This window comes from Halanaerocella petrolearia, from assembly GCF_054657875.1.
This window is the reverse complement of sequence record NZ_BAAHXW010000002.1, coordinates 1,158,053-1,173,663: the sequence shown is the minus strand read 5'-3', so window position 1 is coordinate 1,173,663 and position 15,611 is coordinate 1,158,053. Positions and strand designations below refer to the sequence as shown.

General features: G+C 28.7%; 10 protein-coding genes. 4 read left to right on the top strand and 6 right to left on the bottom strand.

The window, feature by feature from the left end; genetic code table 11:
• Positions 1 to 32: 32 nt before the first annotated feature.
• Both recD2 and recQ read right to left on the bottom strand, forming a co-directional pair.
• On the bottom strand, positions 33 to 2,606 hold the full coding sequence (gene recD2, locus ACYQ39_RS13190) for an SF1B family DNA helicase RecD2 (protein WP_459843976.1): 2,574 nt from the start codon (positions 2,604 to 2,606) through the stop codon (positions 33 to 35).
• 132 nt (positions 2,607 to 2,738) lie between these two features.
• Complete coding sequence (gene recQ, locus ACYQ39_RS13185) at positions 2,739 to 4,850, bottom strand: DNA helicase RecQ (RefSeq protein ID WP_459843973.1); 2,112 nt, start codon at positions 4,848 to 4,850, stop codon at positions 2,739 to 2,741.
• Positions 4,851 to 5,054: 204 nt separating this feature from the next.
• On the opposite strand from recQ, the gene ACYQ39_RS13180 reads away from it, so the two are divergent.
• From ACYQ39_RS13180 to ACYQ39_RS13165, 4 genes are read left to right on the top strand one after another with little or no spacing between them, the layout of a single operon-like run.
• Positions 5,055 to 5,933, top strand: a complete 879-nt coding sequence (locus ACYQ39_RS13180) for a hypothetical protein (RefSeq protein ID WP_459843970.1) — start codon at positions 5,055 to 5,057, stop codon at positions 5,931 to 5,933.
• Between the two features lie 43 nt (positions 5,934 to 5,976).
• Positions 5,977 to 7,065 carry a hypothetical protein gene (locus tag ACYQ39_RS13175; protein WP_459843968.1) on the top strand — a complete coding sequence of 363 codons (1,089 nt, stop codon included), beginning with the start codon at positions 5,977 to 5,979 and terminating at the stop codon, positions 7,063 to 7,065.
• A 12-nt stretch (positions 7,066 to 7,077) separates the two neighbouring features.
• The gene (locus ACYQ39_RS13170) at positions 7,078 to 8,568 is read left to right on the top strand and encodes a hypothetical protein (RefSeq protein ID WP_459843965.1); all 1,491 of its coding nucleotides are present in this window, start codon (positions 7,078 to 7,080) and stop codon (positions 8,566 to 8,568) included.
• Between the two features lie 15 nt (positions 8,569 to 8,583).
• Positions 8,584 to 9,138, top strand: coding sequence for a hypothetical protein (locus tag ACYQ39_RS13165; RefSeq protein WP_459843963.1), 555 nt, complete (start codon positions 8,584 to 8,586; stop codon positions 9,136 to 9,138).
• Positions 9,139 to 9,156: 18 nt separating this feature from the next.
• Here the strand turns inward: ACYQ39_RS13165 and ACYQ39_RS13160 are convergent, their stop codons facing one another.
• From ACYQ39_RS13160 to ACYQ39_RS13145, 4 genes are all read right to left on the bottom strand, one after another.
• A complete protein-coding gene (locus ACYQ39_RS13160) occupies positions 9,157 to 10,269 on the bottom strand; it encodes a DNA cytosine methyltransferase (protein WP_459843960.1) in 1,113 nt (370 codons plus the stop codon).
• Positions 10,270 to 10,284: 15 nt separating this feature from the next.
• Complete coding sequence (locus ACYQ39_RS13155) at positions 10,285 to 13,386, bottom strand: Eco57I restriction-modification methylase domain-containing protein (protein ID WP_459843958.1); 3,102 nt, start codon at positions 13,384 to 13,386, stop codon at positions 10,285 to 10,287.
• 214 nt (positions 13,387 to 13,600) lie between these two features.
• Positions 13,601 to 14,230, bottom strand: coding sequence for a DUF3298 and DUF4163 domain-containing protein (locus ACYQ39_RS13150; RefSeq protein WP_459843956.1), 630 nt, complete (start codon positions 14,228 to 14,230; stop codon positions 13,601 to 13,603).
• 266 nt (positions 14,231 to 14,496) lie between these two features.
• Positions 14,497 to 15,486, bottom strand: coding sequence for a diaminopimelate dehydrogenase (locus tag ACYQ39_RS13145; RefSeq protein ID WP_459843953.1), 990 nt, complete (start codon positions 15,484 to 15,486; stop codon positions 14,497 to 14,499).
• Between the last annotated feature and the right edge of the window lie 125 nt (positions 15,487 to 15,611).

Genomic DNA, 15,611 nt, shown 5'->3' with positions numbered 1-15,611 from the left:
ATTAGAACTATAGTTGGCCCTGTCTTTACTAATTAATTTATTTGCACTTGGGTATACTCCTCTTTGGGCTGGTTAAAATCAATTTTATAAGTCTTGATTAGATCTAAAACAGTATTTCTACTCTGATTAACTTCATTATTTAATGCCATATGAAAGGCTTTAGCTTGACCAACAAGATAGACTCTCTCTTTTCCTCTAGTTAATCCAGTATAGAGAAGATTCCTATTCAGCATAATATAGTGGGAGGTAGATAAGATATAGACTACTACTGGATATTCAGATCCTTGCATCTTATGGGCTGAACAGCAATAAGCTAAAGTGGTATATTTAATAAAGTCTTCTTTAGGATATTCTATAGTCCTATTTTCTAGCCCATTATCTAATTTACAGACTACAACTTCTTCTCTTCCTTCATCTCCTTCTCTAGACATTTCAGTATCTTCCTTGGCCCTTTCTTCAATTCTTAAGACCTCTAAAGTATCTCCATTTACAATATCTAGCTCTGGCAGATTCATTGTCTGCATTACTTTATCATGCCCTTTAATCTTTTTATATTTAGTTTCAATTAAATAATCATGAAGGTTAAATTCTTCTTGGATCAGTTCATTAATGGCATTAATTCCTACTATCCCATTATATTGAGGGCTAATAATCTGTAAATCATTAAAATCGGCATCTTCCTCCTCTAATTCATCCTTAACCAACCTTTTGATATAATCTAATATTTCTTCATTTTCCTTTCTAACTGACCTAATATCTTCATAATCAATTGTACCTGGGCTAGTCCCTTCAGCTATTTTGTTGCAGACTGACGCTATATGACTATCACTATCTTGTCTTTTTATCTCATCAAGCTCTACAAATAATCCCTCTATAAAATTAGTATTAATCATATTGATAATATCTCTAAAGATATTACCAGGCTGGACAGGAGGTATTTGAGCAACATCACCAATTAATACTAAAGTATGAGTTTGATTTAATCTTTTAAGTAACATATGAGCTACAGAAGTAGATAGCATCCCAGCCTCATCAACCATAATTACATCATAGTCATTAAATTCAAGATTATAACAGGCACTATGAATAGTATGGGCCTCTTTATCTGTTACTTCAATTACTCTTTTAGCAGCTTTACCTGTAGGGGCCAAGTTCAAAACCGTATCTCCATTAGCTGTAAACATATTGATAATACCTTTAGATACAGTAGACTTACCTGTTCCTGCCTTTCCAGTCAAGACTACTAGTTTTTCTTTTAAGCACTGCTCTAGTATCTCTCGTTGCTGCTTAGCATAGGCAAAACCCTGTTCTTCTTCTTGTTCAGTAATCAATTCTTGAATCTTATCTTGAGTTAGATTGACAGTAGCAGATCTAGAATTAATATCCTTTAACTTATGATAAATATTAATCTCTTGGTCATAACTTCTTTTAGTAGCTACACATAACTTTTTCCGCTTAGCTAATAGACTAAAATCTTCTTTATTATCTTCATTTAAAGGTTCTAAGTCATCTTCATTAAATAATACAAAGTCTTTAGTAAACTTTTTTGTCACTATCTCATCATCTTCTTTTATATTATAAGTTATCTCTTCAAACTCATAATAGGCCTTTAACACCTGATTAAATGCACTTTCTATCTCTAATTCTTCTGTAATAGTCTCTATTAATTCTTCTAGTTTAAAGTAAGTATGTCCATCAGATTTAGCTGATAGATAATAAGTTAAAAAGCTATTAATTCGATAATCACTGTCTTTGGCTAATCCCATCTCTTGAGCTATCTCATCGGCTTTCTTAAAACCAATTCCTCTCAGTTCAGTAATTAAGTATGGATTTTGATGTAAGAGATTAATTAATTCCTTACCATACTTTTCATAGAGCTTAAAGATCATATTTTCAGTAATATCATACTCTACTGCAAACTTAATCACTTCTTTAATCTTCATCTTTTCTTTAAAGGATTCGATTATAGTTGCTGCCCTTTTATCACCAATCCCAGATATACTAGTTAATTTCTCTGGTGATTCTCTAAAGATATCTAACGTATCCAACCCAAATCTATCTACAATTTTAGTGGCAAAATGTTTACCAATACCTTTAAAAAATTTAGAGCTTAAGAAATGAATCAAGGCTTTCTTATCAGAGAAAGGTAGCTCTTTACTCTGAGTTACATTAAAGTTTAGCCCGTAATCGTTCTTCTCAAAATAGCCTTTTAATTCAAGCTGAGTACCGATAAAGACTGGTGAACTTGAGACACAAGTAAAGTCTTTATCTCTCTCTTCGGTATCTATTTTAAATACATTAAACCCATCATCTTTATAAACTATACTAGTTACTTCTCCTGCTAAAACTTCTAAATCTTCTTCACTAGCTCCTTGTTCTTCAATTTCAATATTATTTTTATTAATTCTAATCTGGTGATTCTTATACTTATTATTCCACTCTTTCTGACCTGTTGTTATAACTAGATTTCCTTCTTCTATTTTGTCAGTAATTTTAGTAGGTAAATTTCCCTTAAGAGTTAATTGTTCGTGATTATCTCTTATAATTGAGAATATATAAAAATTGTTCTTATTATAATAAATTTTATTAATCCGACCCTTAATCATTATCCAAGCCTCCCTATTACTAGCTTATCTCTTATTATTTAAATTATCTTTCTTTTGTACTTTCTCGATTAGTCCAGTCTTACCTGCAAAATAAAAAATCAGGTGCCATAATTGGCCCTGATTTTAACAATTCTAAGATGAACTTTTGATCTCCTGTTTTATAATTTTATGCAACATAGCTCTAATCTGAAAGTAACTAACTTCTTCTGGTAAGGATTCTTTAATTGGTTTTAATCTAGTATCCTCTCGATCCTTTATTTTATCTAAAATTAATTCTCGATAGTCACTAGGTACAAAGGATTCTAAATCTACTTCCAATCCTTCCTTAGCTGCTCTTAGTATATGTTTTTGAATAGTACTTAACGTCAAGTCTCTTAGGTTAGCTATTTCTGCTAACTCTTTTCCTGACTTATATAATTTATAGCTTTTGATATAACTTTTCTTTCTATCTTTAATCGATTTATTATCCCTTTGCTGGTCTCTGTTAGTAACTTGCTTAATTTTTTCTAAGAACTGTTGCCCATACTTCCTAAGCTTAGTCAGTCCTACTCCTTTAACTTTTAACATTTCCTTACCAGTAGCTGGTAACTTATCTACCATATCACGCAGTGCACTATCAGGAAAGATGACAAAAGGTGGTACCCCTTCTTCTTCAGCTATCTCTTTTCTTACCTCACGTAATCTATCAAACAATTCATTAGTTTTAGAAATCTGTTTAGTCTCTTGACGAACTTTACGCCATACTTTCTTCTCTTGCCGTAATACAGGATAAGCTTTATTAGTAAGTTTAGTGGCAGGATATTGTCCTTTAGTTAGCCTAATATACTTTTCTGCTACTAGAAACTTAATTAAATTTTTGATCTCTTTAATTGTATAATCTTTAATTATGCCATAAGTTGATAATTCATCAAGTCCTAAATCCAAAATATCTTTAGCCTTTGAACCTCTCAATACCTTAGCTACTTTTGAAATACCATATCTTTCTTCCATCCTATAGATACAAGATAAGATTTTCTGTGTTTCAACAGTTATATCTACTAACTCTTTATCATCTGCACAGTTACTACAATTATCACAATCATCAGCTACATCATCTTCTCCAAAGTAATCTAATATATAACCTCGCAGACATCTACCAGTATAACAATAATCAATCATCTGCTGTAGTTTTTGATGGGCCAATGCCTTGCGCTTAGTAGACAGATTAGACTGTTGAATAAAATATTTAGGTAGCCTAATATCACTAGGGGAAAATAACAAGACACATTCACTTGCTTCCCCATCTCGACCAGCTCTACCTGCTTCTTGATAATATGATTCTATATCTTGCGGCATATTATGATGGATAACATACCTTACATTTGATTTATCAATGCCCATGCCAAAAGCATTAGTTGCTACCACAATTTTAATCTGATCATATAAAAAGTCATCTTGAGTCTCTTTTCTCACCTCTTTACTCAAGCCAGCATGATACTTACCAACTGCAAAGCCTTTCTGTTGTAAAAAAGCATGCAGATTATCTACTTCTTTTCTAGTTCCTGCATAGATAATTCCTGCTTCAGTACTATTTTTAGTCACATACTCAATAATAAAGTCCCGCTTATCTTCACCTTTAATCAATTTAAAAGTTAAATTGGCCCGATCAAAACTAGTAATAAATGACTCATCAATATCTAGGATATTACTAATATCTCTTCTTACATCTTCAGTAGCTGTAGCAGTAAAGGCCGCTACTACTGGGTCGCTAGCTAGTTCTTCTAAAAAATCAGAAATCAAGAGATAAGCTGGCCTAAAATCATGGCCCCAGTGAGAAATACAGTGGGCTTCATCAACTACTACTAAAGAGACCTTAATACTATCTAATAAATTTAAAAACTGTTTAGATTTTAATCTCTCTGGTGCTATATAGAGCAGATCATACTCTCCAGCTTTAACTTGCTTAATTCTATCTTCTATTTCTCTACTACCTAAAGAACTATTAATAAAAGTAGCATCAATACCTACCGCCTGTAAAGAATCAATCTGATCTTTCATTAAAGAAATCAAGGGCGAGAAAACAATTGTAACTCCAGATAGACAGAGAGCAGGTATCTGAAAACAGATTGATTTCCCCCCACCTGTCGGCATAACTCCTAAAGTACTATTACTATCTAAAATACTAGTTATAATCTCTTCTTGCCCTGGTCTAAATGAATCGTAACCAAAATAATCCTCTAAAATCATCTTTCTTTCTGCTGACATTTATCTTCCTCCAATATAAAAATAGTTATTCTTCAATACTTACTATAGTAGCTTTTATTATAACATTAAATGAAGACCTAACCAACTTTCCACCCTGTATTGGAAATTATCTATTTATACCATAACTTTCCTTGAATTCGTTTTTATGTTATAATAATAAAATAAATAATTTAAGTAATTACAAAGGCAAAGGAGGTTTTTTTATTGGTTAAAGATTTAAATCAGATTTTAAAAGATATAAACGATAAAAAATATTGGTACTTTGGCAATCATAATAAAGATTTTATAAAAATGTGTTACATAGTAGATTTACTAGATCAAATGTCACCTGATACTACTCAGAAAGAACTTGATAAAATAAGAAATGAATTTAACTCTAGTCACTCTAATATAAAACTTCATGCATCAATGTTTAAAAGTATGATATCATCTAAATTATATGGTTTATTAGATAACTCTAATAGAACCTATGTAAAATGTAACCCTACTCCTGTATTTAGAATAATTAAAGATAGAACATCTAGGGACTATAAAAATACTGACCTATATTTAGATATCATTGAACAACAAATAGAAAAAATTTATTGCATTACTCCTTTTTTTAGAACTAAAGGAAAAGAAGAAATACAATTATACCCTTTGTTTTTCTTATATAAAGTTCTTGTAGAAATAGGAAAAATAACTGGTAATTATAAAATTTCAGATGTTGAATTCAACTACTTTGTATCTACATCTAATACTTACTCAGAATGGAAAAATGTTGTAGATTCAATTATTTACTACAGAGAACTTAATACTGATTTAACATTAGAAATAGATAGAATATCACAAGAAAAAAAGATTAACCCACCAGACCAAAGGTATAACCAAATCATAAGTATTCTTCCTCAATTTAGAATTACAAGAGATTATTATAAACTTAGAAAAGATTATATAAATACTATTAAAGATAAAGTTGCAGCTTTTGAACTAGTAAATAGTATTCCTAGTGGTAATCCAGGCTCATTACCTAATGGACTTAATGACTTTAAAAATTATATTCAATTTCTAAATAATAACTCTTCTATGTTACCAAAATTATAATCTACTAATGTTGAAATACGCATAAAATAGAGAGGTGATAGCTATGGCTTACTACGATCAATTAAAAAGTGAATCAGAAATAATAGATTACTTATATGACTATATAACAACTAATAAGAACATGATAATTTCTAAAAAAGAAATAAAAAATCTATATTTCTCATTAAAGACCCAAAAACTAGTTATTTTAAACTCTAAGCCTGGTATGGGTAAAACAGAACTATGTAAATCTTTTATAGAAGGCTTTGAAAACATTTTAGAATCTACAGCTATTAAGAAAATATTTTTATCTATTAAAAAAGGCTTTGATAGATCTGATTTATTAGGTTACCAAGGACTCGACGAAGAGTACCATCCATCTAAATTTGCAAGAGAATTATTTGAATTAGATGAAGATGGAAACCCTCAAACCATAAATGATTTCAGAATTTATTTTATTATTTTAGACGAGATGAACCTTAGTCAAATTGATTTTTATTTTAGTGAGATATTAGCTGCTATCGAAAACAATGAAAATATTGAATTACCTAATGGAAAGGTTGTCTCATTACCTGAAAACACTTTCTTTTTAGGAACTATTAACTCTTTTACCTACGAAAGTTCTAGAAACCCTGTTAGTAGTAGTGTTAAACGAAGAGCTAATATAATCAATATTAAAAACCCATTAGATAAAATATTGAATATAGCATCTGAAGAAAAACAATTTAATACATTTAAAGATTGGATTAATAAAATTATTAAACAATCTGAAACTAATTTCAACACTACAACAGACTTTCTTAATAATTTCCGACAACTAAATTTTAGACAGAATGATTTAACTGATAGTAATTTTTATAAACCATTATTCGACTTGATTATATCTTTAAATAAATATAAAGAAAATAAATTAACTTTTGGAGTCTTACAAGATATTATTGAATATATCTTATTTTCAAATTTTGATAATATTAAAGCTTTAGACGTTCAAATAACTCAAAAAATATTACCTCAATTATCAGGATCTATCGAACAACTTCAAAAACTAGAATCATTATTAGATAAATATGATTTTAAAGAGAGCAAATATATTTTTCAGCAAATGAAACAAGATGCTGCAAGTAATATGGGCCAAATAACTCCATTATGTTAGGTTGTGAATAGCATGACTATTCAATGTATGCTTAAAAATGGAAGAAAGAAAGAATACAAAGTTAAATCAGATGCTAGCCTAGAAGTTACTGAAGGTAGATATTCATTATTGTTAACTAACATCCCTCAAGATAAAAACTATACACTTAAAATAAATGATGAACATTATGATATATTAGATGATACTACTTACTCTATAGTCATAAATTTGATTAATAATATAGGTTATTTCAAATATGAAATTTTAGATAATAAAGAAAAGGTAATATTTAAATTTCAACTCTTTAATAAGACCTATAAGCTAGCTAAAAAAGAGTTTTACAAAATGATAAATTTTGTAGCTAATAATAATATCTGGAATAATAAACAATTTGTTTATTATGATAGAAAAAAGCTCCCTCATAAAATAATAGATCCTCTATTTATTTTTAATTGGATCAGTAATCATTTTAATATAATAGAAAAATTAATCCTAAAGATAGACCAAAAAAATAATAAAAATAAGATTACCAAATACAGAAAAAATTTCTCAAATTCTAATAGATATAATAAAAGAAAAACAATGAATCACTTACGAAATAATACAGAATTACTTATGGAAGATCTCGCTAATAAGGGAATCATTAAAGTTGGAGATAAAACCTTTAATCCTCAAGCTGTAATTAAAGAGAAGAGTATTAGTAATGTTAAAACAAATGAACATCTACAAATACTAGAATTATTACTAAAAATATATGATTTTTTAAATAATACTAATAAATATTTTTCACATAGTAGATATGAAAATATAAGAGCTAAATGTAAGGATAAGGTAAAGTTTCATCAATGGATAAAAAGATTACACTATCTTAAAAATAATACTTTCTTAAAAAACATTTCAATGTTAGATATAAAACATATTACAAGACATCCTATTAGCCAACTACAAATGTCTGATTCTAACTATGGAGAGATCTATAAACTATATAAGGACTTTATAAATGACTATTATCAACTTATAACTGAAAATAACAACAATTTTTATCAACATATTAAAAATATAGATAAAGTATATGAATCATTTTGCTGCTATTTACTAGCTGATATACTAGAATTAGAATTTATTCAAAATAACTTTTTAGTATCAGGCAAAGCCTTTGAAAACTCTGATATAGCCCTATACTATCAAAGTAAACCTGCAACTATGAATGAATGGGCCTTATCTGATAGACCAGATATTATTTTAAAACATAAGAATGGAAATATAATTATACTTGATAGCAAATTTAAAATCAAAAATGGTAATGTAAAAGGAGAAGATATCCAAAAGCTACAAGCTTATTTAAATAATTACTTTCAGACTATTGGTGGTATTCTTTATCCAGGAGTTGACTTATCTTCTACATTAGATAGTATAAACAATATATATCAAATACACCATATTCCTATCTATCCTTGGTCTAATGATAAATATATAAAATTAAAAAATAGAATTAAAAATGAAATTTATAATTCTCTAACTTAAGAAAGGAGGAATAAAATGCCAACAGTACTAATAACTTCAGAAATGAGAAAGAAAGCTCATAATTTTGCATCTAATATTATCTCTGGTGGGAATCAATATGATAGACTTCCTACCACAATCAATGAAAGAATTGGAAGAACTTTTGCAGGAAAATTAGCAGAATATGCCTTTCTACATTACTTAAGAAGCCAAGAAATAAACTACTCAGAAGGTGACATGTTTGAAGTATTTGAGGGCCAAGAAAATGTAGATGGTTTTGACTTTGAAACTGACAATGGGAGAACAATAGATATAAAATGTGCATCAAAACCATTTCATAGTAGAATAATGGTTCCTATAGATCAATTTAATAGTATCCCTAAAGATTATTATATAGGTATTAAATTACACTCAAAACTATCTGATAAGGGACGGATTCTAACTAATTCCATAACAAAAGCAACTATAAGCGGTTACTGTACCTACAAAGAATTAGACCAAGTAACAACTAAAAGTTTTGGAGAAGGAGCTTGTAAACATAAAAGACTAGATGAACTTAATGACATAGAAACAATAATTAATATGTTTTAATAAAAAGAGAAGGTAGATCTACCTTCTCTTCTCAATATCTTCTTTTATTATCTTTGCAATCACCTGAGCCATTAAAGGAGGCACAGCATTTCCGATCTGTACTCTTATAGAAGATTTTGTTCCTAAAAACTTATAATTGTCATCAAATGACTGTATTCTTGCAGCTTCTCTAGCCGTTAACGTTCGATTCCTTTCTGGATGAATAAATCTCCCACCAGGAGGAGTATCAAATCTAGTCGTAATTGTTACTGCCTGCTGGTCCCATTTTAATCTTCCATATGCACCACTATGATTAGAATTAATATCATATCTATCAGTCAATTGTTCCCAGTTCTCGCCAGGATCGACTAGTTTAATTTTTTCTACTGTAGATTTACTATGTCTAGTTGCTTTATGATTATATAACTTTTTCGATCTTTCTCTTCTTGCTTTTTGATACTTGGTTAAATCTTCATTTATCTCTTGCTCTATATAATCATTTTCATAAGCTAACTCTTTTTTTCCTTCGCCAGCTTCAAGATAATTTAAATCTGATATTGCCTCTCTTAAATCAACTTTTTCTTTATAATGCTTTTTAGTTTCTTCAGCTAAATTTATTTTTTCATATTTTGAGCCTACTATAAACAACCTTTTTCTAGATTGTGGAACTCCAAAATCAGCTGTATTTAAAACTTCTTTATCTACTTTATAGCCTTCTCTACTAAATAATCTTATTATTTCATCTATAATTTTTCCATCATTAGAACTTAAAAGTCCTTCAACATTCTCCATTACAAAATAATCAGGTGCTAGCTCTATCAGTGTATTAAAATAGTCTCTAAACAGATAATTTCTTTCATCATCTGAAGGGCTATCTTCCCTATTTCTAGCTCCTGCTAAACTGAATCCTTGACAAGGAGGTCCACCTATTACAACATCAACTTTCTTACCATCTATTGCAGTTTCTAATTTATTAATAACTTTTGATTGATTTTTCATATCTTCTTGAATAACTTTTGTTGTTGAATGATTACATTCATAAGTTTTAGCTATCTTCTCATCCTTTTCTACAGCAGCCAAATTATGAAAGCCTGCCTTCTTAAACCCTTCTGAAAAACCTCCTGCTCCTGAAAACAGATCAACTACATTCATATTTTTAACTCACCTCTATTTATTATTAGAAATCTTATCTATATAATTTTCTAAATAATCACTTGCTCTATACTTCAAATTATAACTTCTTAAATAATCTACCTCTTGATCAGTAAAACCATAATATTCAGCCAAAATTTTATCGATTTCATCAATTATATTCTTAGACTTTTTATGTTTATACTCAACACTTGTCTGTTTAGTATTTACATCTTTTTTATGTTTAGCTATATCCTGTTCAAGTTCTACTGCTTTCTGAACTAGTTTTTCTTTTATCTCATCTTTCATACTATTTACATCAACCTTAAATAATTCTAGTTCTTTATTTGTTATATGCCAACAATCTGAAACAACTTCCCAAAAATAAAAGAATAGATTAGAATTTAATACTGCCATAATTACTTTAGCCTGTTGGTCACTCTCTAGATAATATTTATCAAACTCATTGGAGAATTCATCTGAATCTAGTCCTTTTTGTTCTGTTCCAAATCCAAGAAAACATTTTGTCCAAAATGTCATTCTTTTACTTAAATAAATACTATATGGAGTTTCTGTCTTTTTATCAAGTAGATCATATAAACTTTTATTTTTATTCTGTATTTTATTCCAAATTCCCTTTCCAATATTACTACCAAGCTTTAAAACACAATCTTCTATATCTTTAGAAGTTTGATTAGATACATATTTAATATTATCAAATAGAAACTCTCTTTCATTTTTTTCATTTCCAGAATACCAATGATAATATTTTGTTGTAAATAACTCTCTATCATCATCTTTAATAGTACTATTTTTTCTACTTAATAATATTGATAACTTCTGATGAACCCCTTCAAATAAATCTCCTGGTCTATCTCCAAAATTAGAATAATAAACATATTGACTATTATCTAATATTAGATTTCTTAAACTAGACATAGTGGGAGTTGAAACTATGGAAATTGGATTAATTAATCCTAGATGCCCTTCGTCTTTTAATATTTCATAGCTTCTTTCTGTAATAAGAGCAGCTAAATTATAACACTTTTCAGTTTCATACTGTTCTCTATAACCTGTTTTTTCATACTCAACTTTATAATGTTGTACATAAGGGGGATTACCAATTATACAATCAAAGCCTCCATTTTCAACTATAATAGTAGAAAATTCTAAAAACCAATGGAATGGTTTATATTCTTCTTTAAATTCTTCCTCTTCCATATCTAAGCATTCATCTAGTAATAAATTATCTAAAGTTTCTTTTTCTCTTGTATACTGTTCCCTTATATTTTGATACTTAAATTTAATTTCTTTATAATTTCTTTCTTTTGTTAAATAATCTTCTTTTGATCTTATGTATTCTTCTTTTAACTCAAATAATCTGTCAGACTCTTCTTTTATCTCACTTTTTAAATATTCCTTTGCTAATAAATCATCTAATTTTAATTTCAAATTATCTTTTTTACTTGTATATTCTTCTTTTATATTTCTAAATCTATTTTTAATTTCTTCATATTCTTTCTCTTTGCTCCAATATTCTTGCTTCAAACTAATATACTTTTCTCTTAATTTTAGTAACTTAATAGTATTTTTTATATCATTTTTAAATTCTAAATTTGAAAATCCTATTAAACTATTACCTGGAAGAATATTAAAATCAATATTAGGTAACGGTTCTACTTCCTCATAGTCGTCTACTAAAGAAATTAACTTTAAAAATAATCTCATTTTTGTTATCTCTACAGCTTCTTCCATTATATCTACACCATATAAATTATTTGATATAATAGACTTATAAATAAAGTATTTTCTGTTTTGATGACTATTTATTCTATCTAGTATAGTTTTAAATCCTTTAAATTGATTTGAAAAATCAGTTTCTATTCTATCTATACATCTCTCATAAATAAACTCTAATATATCTAAAGCTGAAAAAAGAAAAGCTCCTGAACCGCATGCAGGGTCTAATATACTAAGAGGAGATCTTTTGCCTGGTTTTCCAGCAATAATATAATAAAGCTCTCTAATAAATTCTCCTTCAGCATCTTTGATTACATCTTTAATAAGTTCTTTTAAGTTAAGATTATCAGTTATAAGATCATTTATACTATATCTTCCTTCTTTTGTTTTATCTTTGATTTTTTTGCAAATACCATTATATTGTCTTCTCTTATTTATGATTTCTCTCCATGTTTCCTTTTCAGTAATACTGAATTGATTTTTATATTCTACCTCTAATTCTTCATCTATACTTATGATTCTATCCCAGTTAAATCTTTTAGAAATATCTTCAAAGCCTACTTTTACTTTTGCAGGTAAATCCTCTTTTATATTTGCAAAGGATTCTTCATTTATACTCTGCTTTAGTTTTTCTGAAGAATAAATATATTTTCTTGGATTATTATTTAAAGTATCCCATATTACATTAAATTGATCACTAGTAAGTTTATCACTTAGCTCATGTAGTATAGATGGAATTATCGTATATTGCGTAATATATTCTGTAGTATCTTTTTTAGTATAATAGGCTCCTTTCTCTTTTTGATTAATATATTTCTCAAAAATATATCCTAATATCCTAGGTGTAATCTGATTATCATTATCTAATACTTCTTTACTCTGTCTTTCTTTATCTGTATATAAAGACCAATCATATCTATCAAAAAAATTAATTACTTCTTTAAAAATATTATTATCAATTTCTATACTAATATCATTAATTATCTTCTGATATTCATTAGTTTTTGCAGAAGTATATTTTTCTTCTAAAGAATGAATATCAAATATGCCTCCATTTAAATAAGGAACTTGTCCAATCAATTTTTCAGTCTCATCATCCCATGTTTTAGAGCTATTTAAACCATAATAGAATAATTTTAATAAGAAATCTCTATAAAAGGAATCAGTCTTAATATTTTCAAATCTATCTTTTAAGTAGTTAACATTATTATTTAATAGCCCTTTTTCCTGAATGAAGTATGTGATCATAAGTCTATTTAACATAACAGAACTATACCATTCTTTATCACCATTATCTTCAATACCAGATATAGACTCCATAAATTTATTATGTATTGTTGTATAAGATCTATAAAATTTCTTTGCTACTTTATCTATATCAACTTTTTTGTTACTCATCCTGTTACCCTCCTATTAAACTACACTCCAATTTTTTATGAGACTAGCACTTATTATATTATATCCAATTTGAAAAAACAAGTCGAAAAATCAGAGCCAAAGTTGGCCTAAATTCTAAGATTAAAAATGCTAAAATACTGAATATAGTATTTTGGTCATAGTTTAAAATAATTAACCCCTCAGGGCCAACGTCCCCAAGAGGTTAATATACACTTTAAAAACATCCTAACATCATCCCTAAAGGACTACTATCATCTATAATATCCTCTAGTTCATAAATTGAAATTGGAAAGCATGGTAGACCATAATAATAAGGAGTTATTTCATATAATTGAAAATAAATTACTAACATATTATCAGCTATATAATAATCCTGATCTTTTCTAATTCCCTCAAATTCACCTAAAATAGGAATATCGCGATCTATAATATCTTGAGCAATAATTTGAGATAGACGTTCTTGATAATTGCTATCTGCCTTAAAAAGTTCTTTTAATTGATAACTCTTCCCTGTATTCAGATCAAAGGTTAAAGACTTAACTATTGTTAAACCATGAGCTCCACCAGCATAGGCGTAATTAATTAAAGATAGACTTAAGACTCTATTTTGATTATTTTTTATCTGATAAGTAGCATCAATTGTAGTCAGAGGATTTTCATAATATCCCTGATCTCTAATCATCGCTCGAGCTAAGTTATAAATATCTTTATTTATCTTCCGCTGAATAAATAAATCTTTCATTCCCACTACCTTAGGGTATAATACTTCTAATCTAGGTCTGATTAAACGTGAAGTCTTAATCTTAACTGGTAAATAACTATACTTATAACCTCTATCTTTCATAATAACCTCCCTCTCTTAAAAAGATATACTCTTTATAGTCTATTCATCAGATTAGAGGGAAGTTACAAAAATTATCTATCCTATTTCGAGATAAGATTAAAGAGAATTGAACTTTATCTTAACAACCCCTTCTTACCAGCCTTCTATCTCTTTATCTGTCAACACTTTTATAGTTTAGACTTCTCTTCTTTCTAAAATAATTTGATATTGTCCATTCATTCATTAAAAAAAGGCCAACTCCTTTTGGAGTTGACCTTTTATCTATCTTATAGTAATTCTCTTCTTAATTCAGCTGAAGATTTATGAGTTAAATAAGATAACGGTACATCAAATGCTGTTTTAGCTCCAGTCTGTCCTTCTTGATTTAAGCGATGAACTGCTCGAGCATAAGCAACTAAGACACTAGCTGTAAATTCAGGGTTACTATCTAGATTTAAAGAAAACTCAATAATTTGATTATTATCTTTATTTTCTCCTGTTTGACCACTGCGCATCACAAATCCACCATGAGGCATAGCAGAATGCTCAGCATCTAACTCTTCTTGTGTTACAAAGTTAACTGTAGTTTCATAATCAGCAAAGTAATTAGGCATTGTCTTAATTTCTTCTTTAATCTCTTCTTTATCTGCTCCTTCTTCAGCAACTACATAACAATCTCTAGTATGCTTGTCCTTTGTTGCTAATTCAGGATTTTCTCCTTGTCTAACTCTTTCAATTGCATCTTCTTTAGGTAGAGTATATTGTACTGCATCCTTAACACCATCTACTCTTCTTACTGCATCAGAATGGCCTTGACTAACTCCATCGCCCCAAAAAGTATAAGCTTTCCCTTCTGGTAAAACAGCTTCTGCTAACATTCGATTCATAGAAAATAAGCCTGGATCCCAACCAATACTAATTGCACTAGTATTTCCATTCTCTTCAGCAACTTCATTTATTTCACTATAATACTCTGGAATCTCATCATGATTATCATAGCTATCTACAGTATTAAACATAGCAGCAAACTTTGGCCCTTGTACAGGAAGATCTGTAGCCGAACCACCACATAATAACATAACATCTATCTTATCAGTATAATCCTTAGCATCAACTACATTTACAACTTCAACACCTTCTTCGTTAACATCTACAGTATCTACAGGTCGTCTAGTAAAGACACCTACTAATTCAATATCAGGATTCTGCTTAACTGCTGCTTGTACTCCCTTACCTAAATTACCATAACCAACAATTCCTACTTTAACTTCTTTCATAATATGTACTCCACTCCTCTTTATAGGCAATAATAACGTCTCTAATAATTTTGAAATTCAATAATATTTATATACTGAAAATTATTCTCATCTTAATCATAATATATTAATTTACTCTTGTCAAA